We start from the raw sequence: 26,176 nt of genomic DNA, 5'->3' as shown, positions 1-26,176 counted from the left end.
TGCTTGAGCAGTGCATGCCACGGATTGAGGGAATTATTGGTGTATTTTCCTTAATTGCTCTATCAGGCCATCGCTGGCGGCTTCTATCAGCTCGATAACCTCAACAAAGCCTTGCTTGCCACCATAATAGGGATCGGGAACTTCTCGCTTAGGTAAATGCGGCGCATAGTCAGCCAGAAACAGCTTAATCTTGTCGTGATATTCAGGCTCAGGTGCAAGGTCTTTCAAGTTGTAAAAATTGGAGTCGTCCATCGCCACCAGTAAATCAAACTCATGGAAATCAACGTCTCTGACCTGCCGCGAGCGAATAAAGGACAAGTCATAGCCCGCTTGTTTAGCTTCTTGTTGCGCCCTTGAGTCGGGAGACTCGCCCACATGATGGGCGCTGGTGCCTGCAGAATCGACAAATACCAAGTCGCTTAACTCGGTTTGATTTAATTTATGTTTGAAAATGCCTTCGGCAGTTGGCGAACGGCAAATATTGCCCAAACATACAAATAGTACTGAAAATTTAGCCATAAGAATTAAAGTCTGTGTTTACGATAAAATTGCTCAGCAGCCGCCAGGTCTTCTTGGGTATCAACGCCCAGTCCTGGCGCTTCACTGGCCTGTTCAACGTGAATGGAATAGCCATGAGCTAAGACACGTAGTTGCTCTAAAGATTCCATACGTTCAATCATGGCTGGCGCCATTTTGACGTAATCCGCTAAGAAACCAGCACGATAGGCATATATCCCGATATGACGCTGGCAATGCTCAATTTCTTGGACACGTTGCTCTTCGAAAGCACCTCGCTGCCATGGAATTGGCGCGCGTGAGAAATACAAGGCTTTGCCCTGCTCGTCTGCAACCACTTTGACTACATTGGAATTGAAGACTTCTTCTGACTCAGTAATCGGCGTTGATAGAGTCGCCATGGGAAAGGCTTTGTGCTGATTGAGATTTTCCGCAACCTGACGGATATTCTCGGGAGAAATAAAAGGCTCGTCACCCTGCACATTGACCACAATAGTGTCGTCTTTCAGCATCAACTTTGCGCAGACTTCCGCAAGGCGGTCGCTGCCAGAAACGTGATCTTCTCGAGTCATACAGACATCGCCACCAAACAGCTTTACAGCTTTTTCTACACGCTCATCATCAGTGGCGACCACAACCTGCTTGGCATCGGCCATCAATGCCCTTTCGTAAACGTGCTGAATCATTGGCTTGCCACCAATCATTGCCAATGGCTTGCCGGGAAGTCGAGTCGAGGCGTAACGCGCCGGAATGACGACGATAAAATCCTTAAAGTGCATCGAGTTCCTCGCTAGAGACTTTACGTGCTTCTTCTTCCAGCATCACCGGAATATCGTCTCGAATCGGGTAGGCCAATTTATCGAAGCGACAAATCAGCTCGTTGTTGTCTTTCTTATACACCAGGTCGCCCTTGCAAATTGGGCACACCAAAACATCTAAAAGTTTATGATTCATGCGTAATAGCCTTAATCTGTTCCATTAGCGACTGCAAAAACGGTTTAGACAGTTTAGCGCTAACCGGTAAAAAATAAAAACGCTCATCCGCAAAGGACAGGCATTTAACAGCATCTTTTTCAGTCATCAGGATGCTGCCTTGAAATGATTCGAAATCTTGTTTGGAGAACTGATAGTGATCGGGAAAGGATTGACGCTCGAATTGATAGCCTAAGCTATCAAGCGTCTTGTAGAATCGCTCCGGATGACCAATCGCTGCGACAGCCGTTATTGGCTCTTTCAATTCACTATTGTGATGATTAATGGCTTGAATCGAATTCGGCTCAAGCACCATATCTTTGCCATTAACAATAATGTGATTAGCTTGCTTAAGACGTGATTGCGGTTCGCGTAAAGGCCCAAAAGGCATTAACCAACCATTGCCTAACTGCCTGTTACCATCAACCACCACAATCTCAATATCGCGCTGCAATGCGTAATGCTGTAAGCCATCGTCACACACAATAATATCGCAACCCAAGGCTTCCAGTTCTTGTGCGCCACGCGCCCGAATAGGATCAACCATAACCGGCACTTGTGTTCTGCGACGAATTAAAAAGGGTTCATCACCTGACTCAGAAGCTGGCGTTGATTCGGTGACCGTTAAAGGATAATGCTCGGAGTTGCCGCCATAACCGCGACTGATCAATCCAGGCTTATAGCCCTGACTTTTGAGCAGCTCAATAAGGTAAATGGCCAATGGAGTTTTGCCGGTGCCACCAACAGTGATATTACCGATAACAATGACGGGAGTCTTGAGCTTGGTTGATTTAAAAAGCCCCTTTCGATAAAAGGAACGGCGTAGCCAAACGATCAGTCTTAACAATAAATGGAATGGCCAAAACACCCAAAGCCACCAGACAGTTTTGCGGTACCACAATGACTCAAAAAACTGTTGGCTTTTGGAAATGGCCATGCCCTATCCTGTTTATTTGCGACTTATTCACTAAATTGCATTTGATATAAACGAGTATATTCACCATTTTTATCAAGCAATTCCTGATGACTTCCTGACTCGATAATAACGCCGTCTTTTAATACTAGAATACGATCAGCACTTTCGATGGTTGATAATCGGTGCGCCACGACAACCGTAGTTCTATCTTTCATCAGTTCTTCAAGCGCTTCTTGAATGTATCGCTCAGACTCAGTATCAAGTGCTGAGGTTGCCTCGTCCAGAATGAGAATCGGCGCATCTTTCAGCATGGCTCTGGCAATCGCAATACGCTGGCGCTGACCGCCGGAAAGCATTACGCCATTATCACCAACCACCGTATCCAAACCTTCTGGCAACTTCTCGATAAACTCCCACGCATGGGCGTTTTTAGCGGCTGTAATAATGTCCTCATCCGACACTTCATCCACACGACCATAAGCAATGTTATGACGAATAGTATCGTTAAACAGCACCACGCTTTGCGAGACGATGGCAATTTGCTTGCGCAGCGAATCGAGCGTTAATTCTTTAACCGGAATCCCATCAATTAATAACTCGCCATCATTGATGTTGTAGAGACGTTGCAGCAAGCTCGCGATGGTACTTTTACCACTGCCTGACTTACCAACCAGAGCAATCGACTGCCCAGCTGGTACATTAAATGAAATGTTATTGAGAACGGGCTCGTTTGGTTTATAACCGAAAGTCACGTTTTTAAATTCGATGGAGCCATCGGCATTGTCGATGATTTTAGTGCCTTCGTCTGGCTCATTCGGCAAGTCTAAAATATCAAAGACACTTTGCGCACCGGCAATACCGCGCTGCAAATGCATATTAACATTACTGACTTCTTTTAACGGACGCAAAATCATTGCCATCAAGGTAATAAAGGAAATCAATTCACCTTCGGTAATTCGGTCATCAAGCATCTCAAGGCTACCGAAATACATGATCGCCGCAAAACCAATGCCAGCGATTACCTGAATAACCGGCGAAGCAATACCCTTAGTCGCAATCAGTTTCATATCCTGCTGACGATTGCGATTGGCCTGTTTTTTAAAGTTTTTAATTTCGCGCTCAGTGCCACCGAAAATCTTGATAACCTGATTCGCTTTAATAGACTCTTCCGCTGCACGGGTAACATCACCCACCACATTTTGAATACTGCCACTGACTTTTTTTAGACGGTGTGCACTGACTTTAATCACCCAGCCAACAATCGGTACCAGGATGAATAAAAACAGCGTCAGACGCCAACTGGTCAGTGCCATAAAGATGATGATGAATAGAATGGTGCCACCAGCACGTAACGCAGAAGTAATCGCGTCGGAACTAGCAACCGCAACCTGCTCAGTATTAAAGGTCAGTGTCGATAGAAGATTGCCGGGAGCGCGCTTGGAAAAGAATTCAGTCGGCTGACGCACAAAGTGCTCGTAAAGCTGTTCGCGCAGGGTTTGCACCACTTTGCGACCCACCCAGCCCATACAGTACACGGAAACGAAATTAAAAATCCCGCGCAGCACGATTGCGGCCATAATAAACAGCGGCGTTTTGACCAGTAGGAAATAGCTGTCACGCGCTTTAATACCATCATCAATCAGGTATTTAATCGAGTTAACAAAGTAGGTTTCGACCAGGGCAAAGAGAATGTTCGCGACCACACCAACGATAAATACCGTTTTGTATTTTTTGGTGAAGCCTAACAGGCGTTTATAAATTTCCCAGCCTGTGTAATTTTTTGGTTCAGTCATGAGTCGACTAATCTTGAGTATCCGATTTAGGTTGTTGCGTAGCCAGTGTCAGGTTATTAAAACCTACTTGTCCTGCTGCGTCCATAACGCTAATCACCGATTGATAAGGCGCTTGCGCGTCTGCATTAATGACCAGCGGCGTAGCAGGATCATTGGCTACCTGCGTAATGGCGTCCTTTATAGTCTCTAGCTGTCGATTAATCAAGCCCTCGCCATTAACAAACACCTCGCCATCCTTATTGATACTAATTTCGATGACCTCAGGCAGCTTTTCAGCGATTTCGCCATTGGCTTCCGGTAAATCCAGACTGATTTTGGTTTCTTTCTTAAAGCTGGTCGAGATCATAAAGAAAATCAGCAACAAAAACACCACATCAATCAGTGGTGTCAGATTCAGTTGCAACTCTTCTTTTTTCTTGTTTTGCCACATATTCTTTACAAGGCCCGTTCGTTACAAAACTTATTCATTACCAGGGTTAGTTGCCAGTAAAAATTTCGCGTTCGCCATGAAGCACATCAACCATCTTCAAAGCTTCTTGCTCCATCTCACTGACCAGTTCTTCAACGCGACGACTAAAATGACGGTGCATAACCAGAGTTGGAATCGCCACAGCCATACCGGCAGCAGTCGTGATAAGAGCTTCCGAGATACCGCCCGCTAAAGCATCAGCATTACCAACACCTTCGACGCGAATCACCGTAAACACACGAATCATACCAATAACGGTACCTAAAAGACCTAACAGAGGAGTCACCAGAGCAATAGAACCCAAAGTATTCAGGAAACGTTCCAGACGAACCACAACCGCACGCCCCGCCTCGTTAATACTGGCTTTCATCGCCGCACGACCATGTTGATGGTTCAATAGACCAGCGGTTAAGACTTCACCTAATGCAGAGCTATTCTTAAGGTCGCGCATCTTGGTCTTATCAAATTGACCATTCTTAATCCAGGTCCAAACCTGAGCAACCAGGTGCTTCGGCAAAATACGGTTACGTTGAAGGCTCCAAAAGCGCTCAACGATAATCCCCATAGCAATCAAGGAACACAGCGTAATTGGAATCATCGTCCAACTACCGGCTATAAGCAGATCAAACAACATGCCGCTTGAGGTAGCAAATAAAGGCATATCTCCCCTCTGTCATTAAAAATAGTCTAATAAATCACTGGCTTATCATCATCTTATTGCCAGCTTATAGTTTACATCGGCCAACCGGCCTAATTGATTGAAAAACAAACAATTCTAAAATTAGGAACCGAACCATTTTGCAGTAGACGCCCATTAAGAGCAAGAGCTAATTAAACGCAACTGTGACGTGGTTAAGGGGAATTAGTAGGTTGGAATTGTATGTGTAACCAAAGGAGCAAACTCAAAGGTTTGTCATTCTGATGAAAATCAGAATCTGCTCTTGATCTTTCAAAGCGGCGCGCCTCGACGCAGACCCTGCCCTAGGGGGCTCCTACAAAAAAGCCCCATTAATTCCTTGTCGTGTGTATCCAAAACTTTAGATAGTCAATCAGACTCAGATCCTGTCAAATTTCGAGAAAACTTTTTGCCTGTATTTAACGCTTTTGACATGCCATAAAAGATCTCATAGGTTTCTTCCAACTTTACTTTAGGAGAAATATTTGAGTAAGTTCGATCTCTAAAACACCAGTGAATATGTGGTTTTCCTTCTTCAGTTTTCTCAATAAAACATATTACATTTAGATCATAGAGAAATTGAAGAAAATCAGGTGCAGTAGACATAAATCTTGGTATTTTATCATTAACTTGGCTTAAATATGCCTGATGGTTCTTAAAAGCTTGAATATATTGTTCATAACTGAATTTATTCTTTCCATCCAAGAATTCAAAAAACTTAAGAAAGTTCTCATATTCATCATCACCATAGTAAAAAGCTAGCTGGTCTTTTACTTCTCCGAGTAAATAGTCAGCATAATTTCGTCTAAATGCACTTTGCTCGAAATCATCTTGCGAAAATGACCTATTCTTATCTTTTGATGTTTTCACAAATGTTTCTTGTAGCATTGAAAGCATTGTAACGATGTCTCTAGGTCGATAGAGTGCAAACCGTAAAAAACTAACAAAAGAAGATGGTTTTTCAAACCGCGTCATTAAATTTGGCGTATCAAATGGAAAATAATAATCCCATGAGTCGCCAACGTTTAATTTCTTCGATTTATCTTGCTGATATTTTAATATTTGATCTGACACCAGAAATAAATCACTAGAGCGATGGTCTCTATACGTAGTACTCCAATCCAATAAAACGGAGTTATCTCGTATCTTTGTATTCTGGTTCTGAAGACCCAATAAAGCAAAGATATCGGGGCGTACTAAGAGGACAGCTCTCAGTCTTCCCTTTGAGTCTTTAATGCTAGGGAAAAAGTCATTATTAATCTCCCATACTGCATTTGCCAACCCCTTAATGCACTCTAAATACTCATCAAATGGAATAGTTGATGGCCTAATATCAATTCCATCAATAAAAAGAATATGGCTCTTATTAAGTTTAATTGAACTGATAGCTTGCTCAAAATTCTTTTGTATATATAGCAAATTTGTTTGGAACCGAGACTCGCTAAAGGATACATTTTCTGTTTGTTCACCTTTAGCCTTCGCATGCTTTGTAAGCAATTCCGCTACGAGCTTAGACTCTCTCACAAATTGTAACGCATGTATGATTTCTGGGGAGAATGCGTGAAGATAATACTCTTGAATAGCATCATGAAGAGCTTGAAACTTACTAAACCTTTTGAATAACCCATCTTTTCCTTCACTCTGATATATTTGTTCTGATAAGAGTAAATATATAATCACTTTCCAGATGGAGCTATAATCTGAAAGATCTAAATGTTTTTCATTTTTAAGGGTAATGAACTTTTGATACTCTGTCTCTCTTATATATCGCAGCGATGAGAGATTATCTTCGTATGAATTATTGGACATATAAACTGCATATGCTGTTTTACCAGTTCCTTTTTCCCCAACCAAAAAAGTAGTAGAGGGAGAGCATAATTTTTCCAAAGAGGACGTTCTAAGAAATAAATGATTGAGAAGTTCTTTATTCTCCCTCCGCTTGTAGTTTTCTGCATCACTAAAGCCTAATTTTAAATTTTCAATTTTTAACATTATATTTCCTTGTGTATAACTCTGATCTGAAAGAGCCTTACGCTTGTTGCAACTATTATTTACCAATTAATAGATATCAGACTACATTCTTATTTCTTAATAGTCTACTTTCTCTCAAACCTCACAAACTTCCTTCCTCCACACCTTATGCTCTTCTCGCCAGCGTTTGCTGGTTCGGTCATAAGGATTAATGGTTATTTGGCCTGCGCAGCCTGAGTGTTCGGCTTTTATATTGAATTCCTGATAGCGTTTATAAACACTGGGGTGTGGGATCGGATAGCGACTGTAGAGTTCGCTGGTGTAGATGACGATGTCGGGATCAACGCGTTTGATGAAGGGATAAGTTGAGGAGGTTTTACTGCCGTGGTGCGGTGCTATCAAAATATCAGCTTTGAGCTTTTCAAAGTCTTCGCTGCTGGCTAGCAGGAACTCTGCGTCTTGTTCGATATCGCCGGGTATTAACAAACTAAAATCATTGATGGTAATTTTTACCACGCAGGATTGGTTATTAGGTTTATCAGATACGGCGTTTTGTTCGCCGTAGAAAAACTCTAGCTTTGCACCTTCGAGTTGTATGAACTGCCCTACTTCGCATGGTTGGCTGGGTTTGTCGTACCAGGAGTCAGCGATAATTTGATTAACAGGAAAATTATCAAGTAGTTCATTAACTCCACCTGCATGGTCATTGTCTTTGTGGCTTAATATCAAGGTATCAATTTTTTTTATGCCTAGCGTTTTCAGGCTGGGAATGATGTAACTGGATACGGCGCTTGAGCCGGGGCTGGCGTAGCCTGTGTCGTAAAGTATGGCGTGGTCGTTTTTGTGTAGCAAAACTGCCAGCCCATGCCCTACGTCGAAGATTTCGATTGACCATTTATTTTCTGATAATTGTTTATCCAGTTTTTGCCCCACCAGCATGATTGAGCTGATCAATAGCGCGAAAGTGATCAATGGGGTTTTAATCTTTGATAGAGGTATCCAACACAGTAGCAGCACAAAGAAAATGGCTATACCGATAAAGATGGGGATTTGTGCATTGATGAAGATCAGGGAGACATTGTCTAGAGCGATGGTTTGAATAACCTGTTCACTGTATTGAAAGAAATAGCCGACTAAGTTATCGAACTGTTTTAATGGCCAATTCACTCCTAGTAGACTTAATACAAAACTCAGGAATATAGTCGGCAGCAGGATAATACTGAACAGCGGAATCATGATGATATTGACGGCCATCCCGAGGAAGCTGGCTTTCTGGAAATAGACTAATGAAGGTATGGCGAGTGTTAAGGTGATTGCCAGTTGCAGCTTTATCAATAGTGTTAGCTTATGCTCCCAGCCTTTGGCCTGTTGTGTTCTTCCCATCAACATTAAGCTGATGACTACAACGGCTATAAAAGTCATCCAGAAACTGGCGGATAGAACGCTGAGCGGGAATATCAGCAACACCAATAGCAATGACCAAACCAATCCGTCATAAAAGGCTGAGCGTCTTTGTAGCAACAGCGCCAAAACAACAGCAGACCACATGATTAAAGCGCGAACCGTTGGAATCGAAAAGTCAGCCATCGCGCTGTATAAAAAGGCTACGAGACAACTGCTAATCAAACCCACCTGAAACGGTGACCACTTTCTGCCAATCGATAAGCCTGCCGCCCTCCCCCATAAAAAGCTAATCAACCAAAAGCTGACGCCGGCAATGATCGAGATATGCAATCCAGAGATGGCTATCAAGTGACTTAATCCAAGCTTTTGTAGAACTTCTCTCTGCTGATGCGTGATCGATGATTTTTCACCAATCAGTAATGCCTGAAAAGTTCCGGCATGATTCAGTTGGCTTAGCTGTTGATGAGTATATTGCCTGAATTGATGGATTGGGTTGCCGCTATCGGACTTCAGTTCAAGCCAGTCTGTGCGAACGTAGCCGCGAGCATCGAAACCATTTTCAAAATAGAAGCGCTCCAGATCGAAACCCGCCATATTGACCGGACTATGGATGGGTTTGAGCTTAACTTGCATTTGCCATACTTGACCTAATCTGAAAGGACATTCAGATTGATAGAACTTTAGTCGAATAACCCTGCCTAACAGGTTAAATTCATTGGCCTTCTGGATTCGGGCTGTAAACTGACAGTACTCGGGATAAATAGCTGGTAATTCAATAACCTCGGCATCTATAATGTGCGCCTGATTGTTAAAGGGCTCCGGTATTTGGCGCTGTAATAGCCAATAAGCGTTGCTGCAAGTCCAAACAATTCCAAGGCAACAGCCTCCAACTGCTAGCAGAAGCGTTTTAACACCTGTTGGTAGATTTGTTAGGATGGCTTTAGCAGTTACCAACAGACCGATAACTGCGAGTATCAATAGAAGCGTTGATAAGACTGTGGCGTTAAACGATAAGCTTGGAATGAACAGTATAGAGCAACAACCTGCCAAGAATGCCAGTGTCCATGTCAACATGAGGGATAGTCCTTATCCTGTGTTATAAAGTGTTAAGTGGTAATTAATGCCCCGCAAAATTTTTAAAAAATATTTGCCCGATCATAAAAAGATTAAAGAAAGCCGCTACATGAAAGTTTTCGGTAATTTTATTCATGATCCGGGTTTATGGCACCTCAACCGCTACAGTGCGTCCGGGGCTTTTGCGGTGGGTCTGTTTTGTGGCTTCTTGCCCATTCCATTCCAGATGGTTGTTGCAGCAGCATTGGCCATTTACTTTAGAGTTAACTTGCCAATATCAGTTGTGCTCTGCTGGATCACCAATCCAATCACTATTGTACCGATGTTCTATTTCGCCTATAAAGTTGGCGCTTGGATTCTCGGCGTTCCACCCAATGACTTTTCTTTCGAACTCAGCTTTGCATGGCTTCAATCTGAACTGATTCATATCTGGAAACCATTCCTGCTAGGTTGCCTTATCTGTGGAGGCACCCTGTCCTTTATTGGTTACCACACTATTAATTTGTTCTGGCGCTTCCACGTTGTTCGCGCCTGGAGAGCTCGACAACTACGATGGAAAGAAAGGCTACTGCATACTCTTCATCTTGATCAGCTCGTTAAAAAAGAGGATGAAGATAAAGAGGACAAAACTTCTGAGTCAGCTGAAGAAGCCTATCGCAAAGAGCATAACGACCACCGTAACGATTGAGCAGGATTATGCCAAACTTGGTTGTTTAACTCTGTACGAGATTAACCATGATTCTGCTAAGAGATATCCGAGAGTTTTAAAACTCTGTTATGGTCAGTTTGGAGCATAGATTTACCTTATAGTGAATACATAAGAGAAGATTCTGCGAGATACTGCTTTTGTAGTGGGCGTCAGGAACGATGCACAAAAAAGCCGCTCATGGCGTTAACCAGAGCGGCTTTTTTTTAACTCTGAACAAATTATTCAATTGCCATTAAATGGCCATCTTCAAGTTTTAATTGACGTTGCATTTTTGAGGCTAATTCAAGGTCATGAGTCACGGTAATAAAAGTGGTGCCCATTTCCTGATTAATTTCGCACATCAAGTCATACACTCTTAACGCTGTGGCATGATCCAGGTTGCCGGTTGGCTCATCCGCTAACACGCAAACTGGCTCATTAGACAAGGCGCGGGCGAAGGCAACTCGTTGACGCTCGCCACCGGATAACTCGGATGGTTTATGGGTTTCACGATTGGTCAGCCCTACTCGCTCGATCAGTGCAGAAGCTTTGCGATAAGCCTGGTCACGATTGATGCCGCGAATAATTAATGGCATGGCTACGTTTTCTAACGCCGTAAACTCCGGTAATAAATGATGGAATTGATACACAAAACCAATATTCATATTGCGGAATTCGCCTTGTGCTTTCGGCTTAAGCTTATGAACATCCTGACCATTAATCAGCACTGTACCGTCAGTTGGTTTATCTAAAGCTCCGATCAAATGCAGTAGAGTACTTTTTCCTGAGCCTGAAGCACCGACAATGGCGAGTTGCTCACCACGCTGAACCGACAAATTAAGAGATTCTAAAACCGTTACTTTGCTAGCACCATCTTCGTATACACGGCTCAAGTTCGCTACTTCAATTAAATGTTCATTACTCATAACGAAGAGCCTCCGCAGGTTGTGTTTTGGATGCTTTCCAGGAAGGATACAGGGTCGCTAAAATACTAATGGCAAAAGCTGAAAAACCAATTTTAATCACATCCTCAACAATCAGTTCTGTTGGTAAGAAGTTAACGAAATAAACATCTTGCGGGAATACACTGACACCGAAGGCTGTTTCTACCCAGTTAACAATGTCTGGCAAATTCAGGGCCAACAGTACGCCGAGAATTACCCCGGCCAAAGTTCCGATTAAGCCGTTGATGATACCGCTGGTCATAAAGATGCGCAGGATTGATCCCGGGCTTGCACCGAGGGTTCTTAGAATGGCAATGTCGGCTTGTTTTTCTGTCACTAGCATGACTAATGAGGTGACGATATTAAATGCAGCAACAGCGATAATAAAAGTCAGAAGAATAAACATGATCTTCTTTTCCATATCAATCGCGTTGAAAAGAGTTTCGTGTTGGCGTGTCCAATCTGTCACAAAATATTGATGATTCAGCAGATCGCTAACCTGATAATTAATGTCGTAAACATTCATTACATTGTTGGTTTTCAATTGCAGTGCTGAGACGCCTTCCTGGCGTAATAATTGTGCGGCATCATCCATGTGGATAAAGGCGAGACTTTTATCTGCTTCCGAGCGCGTTTCAAAAATTCCGGTAACCGTGAAGCGTTTAGCACGCATGCTAAGACCAGCCATAGAAACGCGGGTTTCCTTGAGGATCAGTAATGAAACTTTATCACCAATATTAAGCCCCAAACTTCTGGCAATAGATGCACCGAGCACAATGTTATATTCACCCGGTTTAATGTCATCAAATGAGCCAGTGTACATATTGTCTTTGACGATAGACACTTCACCGATTTTATGGGGTAAAACACCCTGCACCATGCCAAAACGCTCACGCCCCTGAAAACGGAACATGGTTTCGGTCTGGACATAAGGCGAGGCACCAATCACTTCGGGATGTTGTTTGACCTTTTTCTCGAGAGCCTGCCAATCATCAATCGGTTCGCCTAAACCCTGCACCAGAACATGCGGCGCCATACCCAGGATGCGGTCTCTTAACTCACGCTCAAAACCGTTCATTACCGACATTACCGTGATCAAAACCATCACCCCAAGGGCAATACCAATCATGGAAATTAATGATATGAAAGAAATGAAGTGGTTGCGGCGTTTTGCTCTGGTGTAGCGCAACCCTACAAATAACGAGAATGGCAGTCGCATCAGCTTATCTGGTCAAACAAAGTTGGCGTCATATTGAATGGTTCACAATTTGGAGTCAAGTTATCGGTTAAAATTATTAGCAATGTTACCTAATTTTTTGATATTCTAGAGAAAATAACGATTAAAGGGGTCGTAAGATGAAAGCATTAAAAGGGTTAGCTATTAGCTTTTCTGTAGTTTTAGCTATTTTTGTTGGCGCAGCTCAAGCCGACGAAGTTAGGGTTCCAATTTCTGAACAAGGTAGCGGCGCTGCTATTGAAACTCCCAAAAGCGGCATCACTCAGGCATCCGTTGAGCAAAAATTCGGTTCACCACAAGCTGTTCATGGTCCAGTAGGCGACCCGCCAATCACCAAATGGGTTTATTCAGGTTTTACCGTTTATTTTGAATATGACCGCGTTATTCACACCGTCATTCATCATCGGTAAGAATTAGGTAAGGCGTCAGTAGATTACGACTCCTGCTAAGTAAGCCTGTTAAGTCAGAAAGTAAAAGCCACTCGATTGAGTGGCTTTTTTTGTTCTATTGATGGGTGACGAGCAGAGAGCTAACCTATCCTATAGGTTTGGAGCCGATTGAAACAGATACTAGCTACTTCAGCTGCGCCAATACGTAAGGCGCTACCACTACTGACCAGAATTCAGTTTCTGGCTGGCAGTTTTCTTTAACGAATTCTATCGGCATGCGCTGGATTTTTTCTGAGTCTATCAATGGTTTTATGGCTTCTGCATTGTCTAGCGATAGGTCTGCGGCGCAATTAATCAGGTCGACGCCCTGTTCTATCAGCAACAAATTGCCTTTGGCGAAGAAGCGTTCGATCTCTTTCCAGGCAACTATGGCGGTTTCGCCGTTTAGTTTCATGATCAGCTCTTCTTTGGGTGTCAGCTGAGTGAAGCTGTCTGTTTTTTGTTCGGTTGGGTTCTCTTTGCTCATATCGTTTTATCTTCGGTATTCGTTGTTATGCTAATAAATTGTCGTTGAGTTTTAACCACTGATCGCTGTCCTGCACTCGTGTTAGCGAGTAGTTGAGTGCTTTGCCTTTCATAGCCGCCAGGCGCTCGGCGGATTTGGGGTCACAGTCAAAATCAAATTGCTCAGCTAGCTCCTGGCCTTCTTTGGGGTGGTTACACACCAGCACCATATCGCATCCTGCCTGAATCGCAGCTTCAGCGCGTTGGTAGTAGCCACCGACCACTTCGGCTCCTTTCATACTCAAATCATCGCTGAATATGACGCCGTCAAAGCCAAGCTGACTGCGCAAAATATCCTGTAGCCAGATACTAGAAAAGCCAGCCGGTTGTTTATCAAACGCTGGATAAATTACATGCGCAGGCATAACTGCTTGATAGTCCTGCGCCAGTTCGGCAAAAACACGCATGTCTTCGCCGATAATTTGCTCGCGTGGCCGTTCGTCCACCGGAATATCAATGTGAGAATCAGCTTCCACCGAGCCATGCCCCGGAAAATGCTTCGCTGTGGCGGCCATGCCGTAATCATTCATACCACGAACAAACTCGCGGCCTAATTCAATTACCTCGTCCACTTTGCCTGAGAATGCTCGGTCACCAATAACCTGACTGATGTTTTTATTCAAATCGAGCACTGGCGCAAAGCTAAAGTCGATGCCCACTGCTTGAACCTCAATCGCTATCATGGCGCCCCACTGATAAGCTTTTCGCTTGGCGAGCTGATGTTCAGGGTTTTCAAGCAAAATCGTGCCCATCGGCGGAATAGCAGTAAATCCTTCACGAAAACGCTGAACCCGCCCTCCTTCATGATCCACCGCAATCAGGATGTCTCTCGCTGCGATTTCACGGATTGACTGGCTTAGCTCAGCAACCTGTTGTGGCGATGCATAGTTACGACTGAAGAAAATGATGCCACCCAGCAAAGGGTTCTGCAGCAAATCACGCTCACGCGCATTCACTTCCAATCCTTCAATATCAAGCATCAATGGGCCAATACTCATTAATTCAAGCTCCTAAGCAGCTAGTTATACGGTTCAATTCTGTGCAATGGTAACCGATCACAGGCTTCAAGATAACTGCTTGCTTCTAAAATTAGCGAAAACCGATATAATGTTGCGCTGGTAGGTTAATATTTATGCAAAAAATTACCAACAGTCGGTTACCGACAATAAAGACCAACAACCACACTTTGGAGTTAAAGGTATAGTTTATGATGAAAATTAAAAGTGCCGTCAGTAGTGCCATTTTATTCGGTGCACTGCTTGGTTTGTCGGCTTGTAGCGATGAAAGCGCTGACAAGCAACAAGCCAATGAAGCACAGCAAACTGAAACTCAGGTAACAGTTGCTGATGCTGAAAAATTCGTTGCAGACGCTGAAAAACGTCTTTCTGAAATCTCTGAATATGGCGCAAGAATTGCATGGGTTAATGCAAACTTTGTGACCCACGATACCACTCAGTTGAACGCTAAAGTTGGCGAAGAATACACCAAGCTAGGTGTTGAATTAGCCAATGGCGCAAAGCAGTTCAATGATCTTGAGCTTCCTTATGACTTAAACCGTAAGCTTGAAATGATCAAGTTAGGCTTAACCCTTCCTGCCCCATCTGATGCAGAAAAAACCAAGCGATTGGCTGAGATCACATCTGAGCTGGACAGCATTTACGCGACAGGCAAAAGCCCTGATGATCGTAATCTTGGTCAGTTAAGTGAGGTTCTACGTACTTCTCGTGATCCACAGGAGCAACTTGAAGCTTGGTTAGGCTGGCGTACAATTTCTCCGAAAATGCGCCCGCTTTATCAAGAGATGGTAGAAATCGCTAACGAAGGTTCAAAAGAACTGGGTTATAAAGATACAGGTGCTATGTGGCGCTCTAAATACGACATGCCTGCTGATGATTTTGCCAATGAAATGGATCGTCTCTGGGGTCAGGTTGAGCCACTGTATGAAGCACTACACTGTCACGTTCGCGCTGAGCTTAACGAAGAATATGGCGATGAAATCGTTGCTTTAGACAAGCCTATTCCAGCGCACTTGCTAGGTAATATGTGGGCTCAGCAATGGGGTAATATCTACGACTTAGTCGCTCCTGAAGGCGCAACGAAAGGCGTTGATCTGGATCCAATCCTTCGCCAGCATTATGGTGTTGACCACGAAGTCGTAACCTACAATGAGAAAGAGAAAGCGGTTAAAAAGATGGTCAAAACTGCTGAGAACTTCTTCTCTTCTTTAGGTTTTGCACCATTGCCTGATACTTTCTGGGAACGTTCATTGTTCGTTAAACCTCGTGACCGTGATGTTCAGTGTCATGCCAGCGCGTGGAATCTTGATAATCAGGAAGATATCCGTATCAAGATGTGTACTGAAATCAACGCAGAAGATTTCCAAACGGTGCACCACGAACTTGGTCACAACTACTATCAACGTGCTTATAAAGATCAACCGATGCTTTATAAAGGTAGTGCCAACGATGGCTTCCACGAAGCGATTGGAGACACTGTAGCCCTTTCCATCACTCCTGCTTACTTAAAGCAAATTGGTTTGATTGAAGAAGAGCCAGCTGCCGATGCGGATATCGCATTGTTGATGCGCTCTGCTATGGATAAAGTTGCTTTCTTACCTTTCGGTTTGATGGTTGATAAATGGCGCTGGCAAGTATTTAACGGTGAAGTTCCTGCTGCTGAATACAATCAAGGCTGGTGGAATCTACGCACAGAATACCAAGGTATCGCTCCTGCAGTTGAGCGTAGCGAAGTTGACTTTGATCCAGGCGCTAAATACCACATCCCCGGCAACACTCCTTATTCGCGTTATTTCTTAGCGCACATCCTTCAGTTCCAGTTCTTCCGCGACATGTGTGAAATGGCTGGCAACGAAGGTCCACTTCACCGTTGTTCTTTCTACGGCAACAAAGAAGTTGGTGCTAAGTTAAATGCAATGTTGGAGATGGGTGCGAGCCGTCCATGGCAAGATGCTTTAGAAGCCATGACTGGTCAGCGTGAAATGGATGCAACAGCTGTACTTGAGTACTATGCTCCATTGAAAACCTGGTTAGATGAGCAAAACAAAGATCGTAACTGCGGTTGGTAATCACTAATCCGGTTATAACAAAAGGCGCCTTCAGGCGCCTTTTTTTTACCAGGTGTCTAAGTAAAATCAATCAACAACCATATGAGTTGGTCTGGTTTTTACCCTGTTCTTTGGATTGATAAAGAGCTTTATCTGCTTCTGCGAGCAATTCTGTCTCGCTGATCCTTCGTCCGTCCAGACAGGCGATACCAATACTGATAGTTACAGAATGTTCAGTTCCATCCGGAGCAATGAATGTCTCTTCTGCTACCTTAATCCTGAATCGCTCCATAGCGCTGCTACCAGAATCAAGGTCAGTTTCCGGTAATAAAACGGCGAACTCTTCGCCACCGATACGCGCGCAATAATCGATATCACGACAGCTATCTCGCAAAGTTTTTGCCAGATCTACCAAGACGTGATCTCCAAAGTCATGTCCATAAGTATCATTAATTGCCTTAAAGTCATCAATATCCCAAATAACAGCACAATAGTTGTGGCCCAATCGAATGGAACGATGATGTTCTTTGGTCAGAGCTGGCATGAAAGCACGACGATTCGACAAACCTGTCAGTGCATCGTGTTCAGCAGCAAGTTTCCAACGCTCTCCTGATTCTTTTGCCAGGCGCATTTGGTATTGCTGCAAGGCTAAACCAAACACAGTAATAACACAGGCAAATGTAAAAGCCATCAGTTCAAATGCAGTGCCCTGGTCAGTTAAAGAAACGAAAGGTCCTAAATTAAAATGAGTGGCGCTTATCAAACCTATAAAAGCTACGGTACTGATACTGGCAACCGTCAATAGTCTTAATTCAAAACTCATTATGACTAAAACCGGCAGGATCAAATAAAAAATAGCGGGATAGTGCCACATGCCCAGTAGGAAAATTAAACCAAGCAGGCTAACTGAGACACATAGGCCAATGGAAGGCTTTCTGAATTGAATAGGATCCAGTTTCAGACTGTTATAAACCTGATACACCATCAGAGTGCCGAGAGAATCTGCAAGCAGCAAATTGATGAAGAACTTTTCAAGCTGGTGTGTTACCAGGTATCCACCTTGCCAAAGATTTAAAGTGATAATGATGGAAGTGATAAATGGAGGAATGACACAAACCCACCATATGAATTTAGATAACCCTTTAGGATTGTCGACTCCGTCTGACAAATACTTTCTGAATAGCAGCATTGCGATCCAGCCTTGCAAACCGTCGGCGGTCGCACTTATTAGGGTATGAATCTTTGGTTTTGCGATCGTGCTAATGTCCATACCAGGTAAATTGACGTAAAAGGACAAAACAATAATCAGAGGCACAGCCTTCCAGCCCCAATGCAGACACATCAAAAACCCAATGCCAGAAGGCAACCAGAGTAAACTAATATTGCTTGGAAAAAGCGTGAACAAGCTCATGCCAAAACGAGCGCTGGCATAATAAGCGAGAGCTGAAAATAGAAGCAAACCGATAGAGTAAAGGGTGGTACTTTGTTTCCCTACTCTTAATTCCCTACTTCCTTTTTGATAAAACTGTGTTAAGAATGATTTTATTAACATAACTACCCATCCATGTTCCGTCAATGTACTTGATAGAACATGGATAGACAATCAAAAGTTGTATGTTTTTTGCACAAAGCTTGATAACAGCTTTAAATCACATAAAGATAAACAGCAAGGAAATGACAGACCGCCCCACCTAATACAAACAGATGCCAAATGGCGTGGTTATAAGGAATTTTCTTGTCGGCAGCGTAGAAAATGGTACCAAAGGTATAGGACAAGCCTCCAGCCAATAATAACCATAATGCAGGCTCCGGAACTTTTTGCAACATTTCGCCTGCAGCAACCACAATCGCCCACCCCATCAAGATGTAAGTGATTAAAGACATTCTCGGGAATCTTTGCTTAAACATCACTTTAAACATTACGCCAAATAGCGCCAGACTCCATACCACAGCAAATAAACTCCAACCCCAGACACCATTCAAACTCACCAGAACAAAAGGCGTGTAAGTGCCGGCAATTAAAAAGTAAATGGCGCAATGATCAAAGGTTTGGAATAGCTTTTTTACAGATTCTGGTTGAAAGCTATGATAAAGCGTTGATGAGGTGAAAAGAATCACCAAGCTCAGTCCATATACGATTGAACTTGCCAGCTTCCAGTTATCGTCGAGCTGCACGGAAGTCATGATCATCATGGTCATGGCGGACACACTCAGTAGTGCTCCGATCCCATGAATGAGGGCATTAGCAATTTCCTCACCAATACTGTAAGTATGCTCTGTTAACTCAACGTCCAAATGAGCAATATTGTGCTCTTTGGAATGCTCTAGATTATTTGACATGTAGTGCCTTTATTCAGATCCGACCAGATGCCGCTATCTTCGCTGACATTGAGCGTGAGGTCAATAGTTCAGCGTACACTTGTTAGTTGAACTTGTAAGTAACTAGAAGCTCATACAGCGAGGAATTGCTCATAAAGTTGATTAGCGGGGATGGGTGAGCCGAGCAAAAAACCTTGCGCAAGATCGCAATCATAAGACATAAGTAAATCAGCGATATGCTTATCCTCAACCCCTTCGGCAACTACCGACAGTCCAAACAGGTGAGCAATTTTAATGATTTCTGCGACTAAAGAATGTTGTACTTCTGACTCATCCAGGGAACGAATAGAACTAGTGTCAATTTTGAGCTGGTGCACCGGCAACTTCATCAGGTAGTTAAACGAAGAATAACCAGTACCAAAGTCATCAATCGAAATTTTAACGCCAATATCGTTGAGCTCTTGCATTCGCTTAACAGCGTTTTCAATATCGGCAATAAAAGCCTGTTCGGTGATTTCAATTTCAATGCAGCTGGCATCAATTTTAAATCGGTTTACGTAATGTTTTAAGTCATCAACCAGACAGCCGTGCTGGAAATAGCGTGGTGAAATATTGATACTAACAGGACAACAGACTTTGCAATCTCCTTTCCACCGAGCAATATCTCGGCAAACTTGTTCAATGACCCACTGATTGATTGGAATAATCATTCCATTAGATTCTGCCTCACTGAGAAATTCATCGGGGCTCATGAAGGTTTCTTTGTTGTTCCAGCGTATCAATGCTTCAACACCCTTCATACGTTTATCTGAAAGTGAGAATTTTGGTTGATACTCAAGGAAGAATTCTTTTTTTCTTAACGCACGACGCAAGGCAGTACGCATTGACAATCGATATATGGAATACTGCTCTAGGTGGTTGGAATAAAAGCTATAGGTATTTTTCCCATGCTTTTTTGAGTTATACATTGCCATGTCGGCTTTCTTAAGCAGATCTTCAGCATCATCTCCATCATCTGGATAAATGGCCACTCCTAAAGAAGGGGTAATATACACTTGGTTACTACCCAATGTTATCGGAGTGTCTAGTGCATGTCTTACTCTATCAAGGACATTCACAATTGCATCTCTATCCTCAACATCCTCAAGCATAATGACAAATTCGTCGCCACCTAGTCTTGCAAAAGTGTCATGCTCGCGTAAAGCAACCAATATTCTTTTAGTGACCTTTTGTAGCAATAAGTCACCTTGAGCATGGCCAAAGGTATCGTTAACGGTTTTAAACTCATCCAAATCAAGAAAAATCACTGCCAGCAAGTCTTCTTTTCGCTTCGCTAAATCTAACGCATGCTCTAACCGCTCGAAGAATAATGTTCGGTTGGGCAAGTTGGTTAATTCATCATGATATGCAAGATAGCGCGCTTCTTGTTCTTTAAATTTGAGATCAGTGATGTCTTTTATCGTCCACACCAATCCTTGAGTTTGCCCGTCCAGCTCCAGGCCTTTGGCTTTACACTCAAAGAAACGACCGTCATTGTGCTCAATGAGAATATTATCGCTGTCTTCTTGTTTCATCAGCGTCTTGCGTAGCTGATTAATAACAACTTCTGGATTCTTGATAATCTTAAGGAGGTGTTGACAGATTTTTCGGTAGTTTAAAGACCGGAGTTCCTTCGCTGACAGGTCGAGCATTTTCAGTGCGGTGTCATTATAGGCCGTCGGGATGCCGTCGGAATTGACTTGCACAATACCATCATAACCCGCATCCATAGTAACTCTGAGTTTACGGATACTTTGCTCAAGTTCACGCTTAACTTCCTCAAGCTCACTCAGTTTGCTTTGTAACTGGTTAAAGCGCTGACGCGACTCGCCAGAATTTAATGATAAAGAACGTTCATACCAAAGACGTTCTTCTTCAGCTCTGTTATAAGCTTCATCAATCGCCTTAAGAAAACGTTTTGGCAAAAGCTCATGATCACCATTTAAGTAATTCTGAATTTGACGATCTAATAATTTATGCATGCCTACCTCTGATAATATCGTTTACAGATAGGGCTTGCTTCAATCTTTTCTTTACAAGAATAAGGCGAGGATTGAACATACTTTTGATTCTGACAAACAGGAATGCGCTTAGGCTTTGCCACCTGTTTTGAGTGATTTCGATGCAACCAAGAGTTAAAAGCAAAAGAAACTAAGGCAAGCAGTATTGCAAGCCCAGTAAAGAATGGCGATAACTCCGTCATCCAAGCCATAGAAATAATCCCAATAAACTCCATCTATAAGTTATTTCTACCACTTCATATTTGCATTGTCAATTTAATGAAAATCTTTAAAAGCTCTATTTTAAAGACATTTTTACAATGCAGATTTGCATTGGATGAATCTTAGATGTCAAAAGCCAGCTCGGTACCTTGTCTAATGGCTCTCTTTGCATCCAGCTCCGCTGCAACATCAGCGCCACCAATCAGATGGACAGGAACACCCTTTTCAGCCAGTTCATCATGCATCGCTCTTAATGGCAATTGGCCGGCACAAATGATCACATGATCAACGGCTAACAATTCTTCCTTGCCATCTTCATATTCAATGACTAATCCTTGATCATTAATCTGCTTGTATTGAGCGCCGGTAACCATGCGCACATTTTTGTGTTTCAAACTGGCGCGGTGGATCCAGCCTGTAGTTTTACCCAAACCTTTTCCCATCTTGCTGGCTTTACGTTGTAGCATCACCACTTCGCGGGCAGCGGGATCGAACTCCGGTTTTTTCAACAAGCCACCAGGTAATTGATACAAAGCATCAATGCCCCACTCTTTTAACCACTCATCCAGGTTTAAGGTTGGGGACTCACCTTCGTGCACTAAAAACTCGGAAACATCAAAGCCAATGCCTCCCGCACCGATCACAGCAACTTTTTGGCCGACCGGCTTTTTATGCCACAAAACATCAATGTAATTCATCACTTTCGAGTGATCGATACCCGGAATGTCTGGCGTTCTGGGCACAACACCACTAGCTAAAACAACCTCGTCATATTGACCAAGCAAATCTTCAGCAGATATCTCCGTATCAAGATGCAAATTGACCTTGGTTAATTCCAACTGCTTCTTAAAGTAACGCAGAGTTTCGTTAAATTCTTCTTTGCCTGGAATCTGTTTAGCAATGTTTAGCTGACCACCAATTTCTGCGCGCTTATCAAATAAATGTACTTCATGCCCGCGTTTGCTCGCTTCAGTTGCGAAAGCGAGGCCGGCTGGACCAGCACCCACAACCGCAATGCGCTTTTTCTTGGCAATGGGTTGGGAGACTAATTCTGTTTCATAACAGGCGCGGGGATTGACTAAGCAGGTAGCACGCTTGTTCTTGAAAACATGATCCAGACAGGCCTGATTACAGGCAATACAGGTATTGATTTCATCAGCACGATCTTGCTCGGCTTTAACCACAAATTCCGCATCGGCCAATAATGGACGTGCCATTGAAACCATATCCGCAGCACCATTGCTTAATATTTCTTCGGCGACGTGTGGCATGTTAATTCGGTTGGAAGTAATCAGCGGTACTGATACTTCATTGCGTAATTTTTTAGTCACCCAGGTAAAGGCTGCACGCGGTACTGAAGTGGAAATAGTAGGGATTCGTGCTTCATGCCAGCCAATTCCAGTGTTGATAATAGTAGCGCCAGCTTGTTCCACTTTCTTAGCCAGTTGCACAACTTCTTCCCAGGAGCTGCCACCCTCAACCAGATCCAACATGGATAAGCGGTAGATGACGATAAAGTCATCACCAACAGCTTCTTTAACCGCTTTTATAATTTCCAGTGGAAAGCGAATCCGATTCTCGTAGGCTCCACCCCACTCATCCGTTCTATGATTGGTACGTTTCACAATAAACTGATTAATGAGATAACCTTCGGAACCCATGATCTCAACACCGTCGTAGCCCGCTTTTTTGGCTAAACGTGCGCAGTTGGCATATTGTTTGATGGTTTGCTTAATGCCACGACTGGAAAGCGCTTTAGGAGTAAAAGGACTAATCGGCGCTTTGAGTTTTGAAGCTGACGCAGAAAATGGATGATAGGCATATCGTCCGGCGTGAAGAATTTGCAGAGCAATTTTTCCACCCGCTTCGTGCACTGCATCAGTAACCATTTTATGCCTCTTAACCTGCCAGCCAAAACTAAGCTGGGAAGAATGTGGCGCCAGACGTCCGCGAAAATTTGGCGAGATGCCACCAGTCACCATTAAGGCTACTCCGCCGCGCGCACGTTCTGCATAAAACGCAGCCATTTTTTCAAAACCACCCTTCTCTTCTTCAAGCCCAGTATGCATCGAGCCCATCAACACGCGGTTTTTCAATGTGGTAAAGCCTAAATCTAATGGTTCGAGTAGTTTTGAATATGTCACGTTGGTGTCTTTTGATCAGGTTTAAGATAATCTCAAGTCTACTGGTATAACCAGATCAAGGCAATCCCCCGTAAGAATCTGAAAAGTACATATTTGATTACAAAATGAAAGAATAAGAAAACCCTTACAATACAACAGCTTAGAAAAGCTTGCCAAATTCAACACTAGTCATAAAACAACCAATTTGTATAGAATGTCGCCAGGCAAAACTATTTTAACTAGAAAAGGTACTTTCACGTGTCACAACCTAACTCAATGATCGGTAAATTCTTTTACCGTGTATGGAAAACAGTCGATGTAGCTGGCCGATTAATGATCGGTCTTATCGCATTGACGATTTTTATTTTATTTGTTCGCAGCTGCACCAGCGGTCCAGACCTACCTAAGGTCGACGATGGCGCTGCGCTGATTCTTGCTCCAAAAGGCATTATCGTTGAACAAGAAACTTATCTTGATCCCGTTGCACGAGCCCTGCAGGAAGCGCAAGGTACTGCTCCAAATGAAACCTCAATTTATGACTTGCTAGATGCGATTGAGTACGCAAAAAATGATGACCGCATCAGTGTTATGGTTATCAATACCAACCAGCTGCAAGGTGTTTACGCCGGCATCAGTAAATATCAGGACCTGCGCGAAGCAATCGACGACTTTAAAGAAAGTGGTAAAAAGGTTATCGCGGTTGGTGACTACTATATGCAAGGTCAATACTACCTGGCCTCTTCTGCCGATGAAGTTTATATGAACCCATTTGGTATGTTGATGTTTGAAGGACTTGGCCGCAACGGTACCTACTTCAAGTCTGCGCTAGACAACCTGGGTGTTAAAGTTCATGTTTTCCGTGTAGGAACCTTCAAATCAGCTGTAGAACCATTCATTCGTGACGACATGTCGGAAGCTGCTAAAGAAGCTAACCTGGAATGGTTAGGCGACTTGTGGACACATATGAAGAATGATTTGGCTTCATCACGCAATATGTCCGTGGCAGAGTTTGATTCCTTTATCGAAGACTATCTGGCCAAATTTGAAGCGGTTAATGGCGACAGCGGAGAACTAGCTGTACAAGAAGGTTTCGTCGATAAATTAATGACTCGCGGTGAATTCCGTCAATACATGATTGATATGGTCGGCCTTAATGAGAAGAAAGATTCTTATAAAGCCATCAACCATAAAAACTACCTCAAGTCCGTTCGCCCATTAGTTGAGCTTCCAAGCAAAAAAGATACCGTGGCTGTAATTGTTGCCAAAGGTGAAATCGTCGACGGTAGTCGTAAAGAAGGTATTATTGGTGGTGACAGCACAGCTCGCCTAATCCAGAAAGCACGTCTTGATGACAAAGTTAAAGCGATTGTATTGCGTGTTGACAGCCCTGGAGGCAGCGCCTTCGCTTCGGAAGTAATTCGTAGCGAACTTGAACGCGCTCAGAACGAAGGCAAGATTGTTGTTGCTTCGATGGGTGGTGTAGCAGCCTCTGGCGGTTACTGGATTTCAGCAACTTCTGACGAAATATGGGCGCACCCTACTACGATTACCGGTTCGATTGGTATCTTCGGTATGATTCCAACTTTTGAAGAGCCTTTGAATAAACTCGGTGTTTATCGTGATGGTGTTGGAACCACTAAGTGGACATTAGCATTCGATCCCATGGATGGTATTTCACCTGAAATTGCTCAGCTCATTCAACGTAGTATTGAGCGAGGTTATGACCGCTTCCTGTCGCTAGTCGCGGAAGGTCGTAACATGACTAAAGAGGAAGTGGATCAAGTCGCACAGGGCCGAGTTTGGTCAGGCGAAGATGCACACCGCTTAGGCCTTGTTGATCAATTAGGTGACCTGGAAGATGCTATTGAGTCAGCAGCAAAACTTGCTAACATTGGTGATGACTACGCAGTGAAATTCATTGAACGTGAATTGAGCGCTGAAGAAATCTTCATCAGAAACTTGCTTGAAAATGCCAAAGCAGAAGGCAAGCTTGATGCCGTCATTGCGCAGCTTAAAGATAGCGACACTGATGTTATTGGCCACGTTTTAGGACGTGCCAAAGGCATCGTTAACCTCTTTAACAACTTCAATGATCCAAACCATGTCTATGCACACTGTATGTGTGTTGAGCTATAACCGACAAGGTTGGCAAAGAAAAGGCGCTATTAAATAGCGCCTTTTTTTATACCTGTTATTAATGATATCAAAAAATCTATCCAAGACTGCTTCTAACTTCTACTTACAATTACTCACACACTCCGTAAGTGGAGTTACTTACAATACAAAATATAAAAACTAGCAAGGAATACTATGAAGCCCTTAATAACATTATTGGCAATTTGCTCTATATCTACCCCCGCTTATGGAAATAACCTGCCTGAAAGCAATGAAGCCCTTTATGAAGAAATACAGAGCATGGACAATCAACTTTTTACAGTGGCCTTTAACCAGTGCAATCTGGAGGTCTGGAAAAAGATTATGAGTAAAGACCTTGAGTTTTATGATGACAGAACAGGTCTTAATACCTCGTATGAAAAAGAAGTGAGAGCATTCAATGACAGATGCTCCAAGCCCTTTGCAGTCACTCGTCAATTAGTCTCAACGGAAATACACCTACTCCGCGAATATGGCGCGGTACAAACTGGAATTCATAATTTCTATGTGGATGATAACTTGGTGGAAAAATCTCAATTCATCATTATTTGGCAGCGTACAGATAATGGCTGGATGGTTAAGCGAGTGGTGAGTTATGACCATCAGTTGGTAGAGTCTGAGAGCACTTAACCAAACAAAACA

The 26,176-nt window shown here is 43.3% G+C and carries 21 protein-coding genes and 1 pseudogene; 5 read left to right on the top strand and 17 right to left on the bottom strand.

The genetic code is table 11. The features are described 5' to 3' along the window. Nucleotides 1-33: 33 nt before the first annotated feature. The 9 genes from ACN0VI_RS07910 to ACN0VI_RS07870 all read right to left on the bottom strand — a co-directional run bounded on the left by ACN0VI_RS07910 (nt 34) and on the right by ACN0VI_RS07870 (nt 9,791). Complete coding sequence (locus ACN0VI_RS07910) at nt 34-519, bottom strand: low molecular weight protein-tyrosine-phosphatase (RefSeq protein ID WP_417446360.1); 486 nt, start codon at nt 517-519, stop codon at nt 34-36. Between the two features lie 5 nt (nt 520-524). Next, nucleotides 525-1,295 (bottom strand): 3-deoxy-manno-octulosonate cytidylyltransferase, encoded by a 771-nt coding sequence (gene kdsB, locus ACN0VI_RS07905; RefSeq protein WP_417446359.1) that lies wholly within the window; start codon nt 1,293-1,295, stop codon nt 525-527. Beyond that, the gene (locus ACN0VI_RS07900) at nt 1,285-1,470 is read right to left on the bottom strand and encodes a Trm112 family protein (protein WP_331892841.1); all 186 of its coding nucleotides are present in this window, start codon (nt 1,468-1,470) and stop codon (nt 1,285-1,287) included. Before ACN0VI_RS07900 ends, kdsB begins: the two co-directional genes overlap by 11 nt. After that, nucleotides 1,460-2,425, bottom strand: a complete 966-nt coding sequence (lpxK, locus tag ACN0VI_RS07895) for a tetraacyldisaccharide 4'-kinase (RefSeq protein WP_417446358.1) — start codon at nt 2,423-2,425, stop codon at nt 1,460-1,462. The genes ACN0VI_RS07900 and lpxK overlap by 11 nt, the downstream gene beginning before the upstream one ends. Before the next feature lie 23 nt (nt 2,426-2,448). Then, complete coding sequence (gene msbA / locus ACN0VI_RS07890; protein ID WP_331892843.1) at nt 2,449-4,197, bottom strand: lipid A export permease/ATP-binding protein MsbA; 1,749 nt, start codon at nt 4,195-4,197, stop codon at nt 2,449-2,451. A gap of 7 nt (nt 4,198-4,204) precedes the next feature. Then, nucleotides 4,205-4,627 carry a biopolymer transporter ExbD gene (locus ACN0VI_RS07885; RefSeq protein WP_331892844.1) on the bottom strand — a complete coding sequence of 141 codons (423 nt, stop codon included), beginning with the start codon at nt 4,625-4,627 and terminating at the stop codon, nt 4,205-4,207. A 46-nt stretch (nt 4,628-4,673) separates the two neighbouring features. Continuing rightward, on the bottom strand, nt 4,674-5,327 hold the full coding sequence (locus ACN0VI_RS07880) for a MotA/TolQ/ExbB proton channel family protein (RefSeq protein ID WP_331892845.1): 654 nt from the start codon (nt 5,325-5,327) through the stop codon (nt 4,674-4,676). A gap of 384 nt (nt 5,328-5,711) precedes the next feature. Next, entirely contained in the window at nt 5,712-7,334 is a 1,623-nt protein-coding gene (locus ACN0VI_RS07875; protein ID WP_417446357.1) for a P-loop ATPase, Sll1717 family, read from the bottom strand. Between the two features lie 114 nt (nt 7,335-7,448). After that, entirely contained in the window at nt 7,449-9,791 is a 2,343-nt protein-coding gene (locus ACN0VI_RS07870; protein ID WP_417446356.1) for a DNA internalization-related competence protein ComEC/Rec2, read from the bottom strand. 46 nt (nt 9,792-9,837) lie between these two features. On the opposite strand from ACN0VI_RS07870, the pseudogene ACN0VI_RS07865 reads away from it, so the two are divergent. Next, nucleotides 9,838-10,344: pseudogene (locus tag ACN0VI_RS07865) on the top strand (DUF2062 domain-containing protein); the annotation flags it as partial. 374 nt (nt 10,345-10,718) lie between these two features. Here the strand turns inward: ACN0VI_RS07865 and lolD are convergent. Continuing rightward, nucleotides 10,719-11,405: a lipoprotein-releasing ABC transporter ATP-binding protein LolD gene (lolD, locus tag ACN0VI_RS07860; RefSeq protein WP_417446355.1), complete on the bottom strand. Its 687-nt coding sequence runs from the start codon at nt 11,403-11,405 to the stop codon at nt 10,719-10,721. Further along, a complete protein-coding gene (locus ACN0VI_RS07855) occupies nt 11,398-12,642 on the bottom strand; it encodes a lipoprotein-releasing ABC transporter permease subunit (RefSeq protein WP_417446354.1) in 1,245 nt (414 codons plus the stop codon). The genes lolD and ACN0VI_RS07855 overlap by 8 nt, the downstream gene beginning before the upstream one ends. A gap of 137 nt (nt 12,643-12,779) precedes the next feature. Here ACN0VI_RS07855 and ACN0VI_RS07850 point away from each other — a divergent pair, with 137 nt between their 5' ends. Next, nucleotides 12,780-13,070, top strand: a complete 291-nt coding sequence (locus tag ACN0VI_RS07850) for a hypothetical protein (RefSeq protein ID WP_417446353.1) — start codon at nt 12,780-12,782, stop codon at nt 13,068-13,070. Between the two features lie 163 nt (nt 13,071-13,233). Here the strand turns inward: ACN0VI_RS07850 and ACN0VI_RS07845 are convergent, their stop codons facing one another. Both ACN0VI_RS07845 and nagZ read right to left on the bottom strand, forming a co-directional pair. Then, nucleotides 13,234-13,575 carry a DUF2288 domain-containing protein gene (locus ACN0VI_RS07845; protein WP_417446352.1) on the bottom strand — a complete coding sequence of 114 codons (342 nt, stop codon included), beginning with the start codon at nt 13,573-13,575 and terminating at the stop codon, nt 13,234-13,236. Between the two features lie 25 nt (nt 13,576-13,600). Continuing rightward, entirely contained in the window at nt 13,601-14,605 is a 1,005-nt protein-coding gene (nagZ, locus tag ACN0VI_RS07840) for a beta-N-acetylhexosaminidase (RefSeq protein ID WP_417446585.1), read from the bottom strand. A 215-nt stretch (nt 14,606-14,820) separates the two neighbouring features. On the opposite strand from nagZ, the gene ACN0VI_RS07835 reads away from it, so the two are divergent. Beyond that, the gene (locus ACN0VI_RS07835) at nt 14,821-16,698 is read left to right on the top strand and encodes a M2 family metallopeptidase (RefSeq protein WP_417446351.1); all 1,878 of its coding nucleotides are present in this window, start codon (nt 14,821-14,823) and stop codon (nt 16,696-16,698) included. A 70-nt stretch (nt 16,699-16,768) separates the two neighbouring features. On the opposite strand, the gene ACN0VI_RS07830 is transcribed toward ACN0VI_RS07835, so the two are convergent. From ACN0VI_RS07830 to ACN0VI_RS07815, 4 genes are all read right to left on the bottom strand, one after another. After that, the gene (locus ACN0VI_RS07830) at nt 16,769-18,229 is read right to left on the bottom strand and encodes a diguanylate cyclase (RefSeq protein WP_417446350.1); all 1,461 of its coding nucleotides are present in this window, start codon (nt 18,227-18,229) and stop codon (nt 16,769-16,771) included. 92 nt (nt 18,230-18,321) lie between these two features. Then, on the bottom strand, nt 18,322-19,017 hold the full coding sequence (trhA, locus tag ACN0VI_RS07825; protein WP_417446349.1) for a PAQR family membrane homeostasis protein TrhA: 696 nt from the start codon (nt 19,015-19,017) through the stop codon (nt 18,322-18,324). A gap of 110 nt (nt 19,018-19,127) precedes the next feature. Further along, the gene (locus tag ACN0VI_RS07820) at nt 19,128-21,017 is read right to left on the bottom strand and encodes a putative bifunctional diguanylate cyclase/phosphodiesterase (protein ID WP_417446348.1); all 1,890 of its coding nucleotides are present in this window, start codon (nt 21,015-21,017) and stop codon (nt 19,128-19,130) included. 362 nt (nt 21,018-21,379) lie between these two features. Continuing rightward, on the bottom strand, nt 21,380-23,401 hold the full coding sequence (locus tag ACN0VI_RS07815) for an FAD-dependent oxidoreductase (RefSeq protein ID WP_417446347.1): 2,022 nt from the start codon (nt 23,399-23,401) through the stop codon (nt 21,380-21,382). A gap of 237 nt (nt 23,402-23,638) precedes the next feature. On the opposite strand from ACN0VI_RS07815, the gene sppA reads away from it, so the two are divergent. Both sppA and ACN0VI_RS07805 read left to right on the top strand, forming a co-directional pair. After that, complete coding sequence (sppA, locus tag ACN0VI_RS07810; RefSeq protein WP_417446346.1) at nt 23,639-25,516, top strand: signal peptide peptidase SppA; 1,878 nt, start codon at nt 23,639-23,641, stop codon at nt 25,514-25,516. A gap of 174 nt (nt 25,517-25,690) precedes the next feature. Continuing rightward, on the top strand, nt 25,691-26,164 hold the full coding sequence (locus ACN0VI_RS07805) for a nuclear transport factor 2 family protein (RefSeq protein WP_417446345.1): 474 nt from the start codon (nt 25,691-25,693) through the stop codon (nt 26,162-26,164). Nucleotides 26,165-26,176 lie beyond the last annotated feature (12 nt).

The sequence above is a fragment of the Kangiella sp. genome, assembly GCF_048265365.1.
In the GTDB taxonomy this organism is placed as follows: domain Bacteria; phylum Pseudomonadota; class Gammaproteobacteria; order Enterobacterales; family Kangiellaceae; genus Kangiella.
Note: the sequence above shows the minus strand (reverse complement) of the source record. Positions and strands in the feature narration are given on the sequence as shown.

Coding starts and splice junctions, on each gene's coding strand:
- kdsB (WP_417446359.1), bottom strand. CDS start 1,295: ATGCACTTTAAGGATTTTATCGTCGTCATTCCGGCGCGTTACGCCTCG.
- ACN0VI_RS07850 (WP_417446353.1), top strand. CDS start 12,780: ATGAAAGCATTAAAAGGGTTAGCTATTAGCTTTTCTGTAGTTTTAGCT.
- ACN0VI_RS07835 (WP_417446351.1), top strand. CDS start 14,821: ATGATGAAAATTAAAAGTGCCGTCAGTAGTGCCATTTTATTCGGTGCA.
- ACN0VI_RS07870 (WP_417446356.1), bottom strand. CDS start 9,791: ATGTTGACATGGACACTGGCATTCTTGGCAGGTTGTTGCTCTATACTG.
- msbA (WP_331892843.1), bottom strand. CDS start 4,197: ATGACTGAACCAAAAAATTACACAGGCTGGGAAATTTATAAACGCCTG.
- ACN0VI_RS07820 (WP_417446348.1), bottom strand. CDS start 21,017: ATGCATAAATTATTAGATCGTCAAATTCAGAATTACTTAAATGGTGAT.
- ACN0VI_RS07830 (WP_417446350.1), bottom strand. CDS start 18,229: ATGTTAATAAAATCATTCTTAACACAGTTTTATCAAAAAGGAAGTAGG.
- ACN0VI_RS07880 (WP_331892845.1), bottom strand. CDS start 5,327: ATGCCTTTATTTGCTACCTCAAGCGGCATGTTGTTTGATCTGCTTATA.
- ACN0VI_RS07910 (WP_417446360.1), bottom strand. CDS start 519: ATGGCTAAATTTTCAGTACTATTTGTATGTTTGGGCAATATTTGCCGT.
- lpxK (WP_417446358.1), bottom strand. CDS start 2,425: ATGGCCATTTCCAAAAGCCAACAGTTTTTTGAGTCATTGTGGTACCGC.
- ACN0VI_RS07805 (WP_417446345.1), top strand. CDS start 25,691: ATGAAGCCCTTAATAACATTATTGGCAATTTGCTCTATATCTACCCCC.
- trhA (WP_417446349.1), bottom strand. CDS start 19,017: ATGTCAAATAATCTAGAGCATTCCAAAGAGCACAATATTGCTCATTTG.
- lolD (WP_417446355.1), bottom strand. CDS start 11,405: ATGAGTAATGAACATTTAATTGAAGTAGCGAACTTGAGCCGTGTATAC.
- ACN0VI_RS07875 (WP_417446357.1), bottom strand. CDS start 7,334: ATGTTAAAAATTGAAAATTTAAAATTAGGCTTTAGTGATGCAGAAAAC.
- ACN0VI_RS07900 (WP_331892841.1), bottom strand. CDS start 1,470: ATGAATCATAAACTTTTAGATGTTTTGGTGTGCCCAATTTGCAAGGGC.
- ACN0VI_RS07885 (WP_331892844.1), bottom strand. CDS start 4,627: ATGTGGCAAAACAAGAAAAAAGAAGAGTTGCAACTGAATCTGACACCA.
- ACN0VI_RS07855 (WP_417446354.1), bottom strand. CDS start 12,642: ATGCGACTGCCATTCTCGTTATTTGTAGGGTTGCGCTACACCAGAGCA.
- ACN0VI_RS07845 (WP_417446352.1), bottom strand. CDS start 13,575: ATGAGCAAAGAGAACCCAACCGAACAAAAAACAGACAGCTTCACTCAG.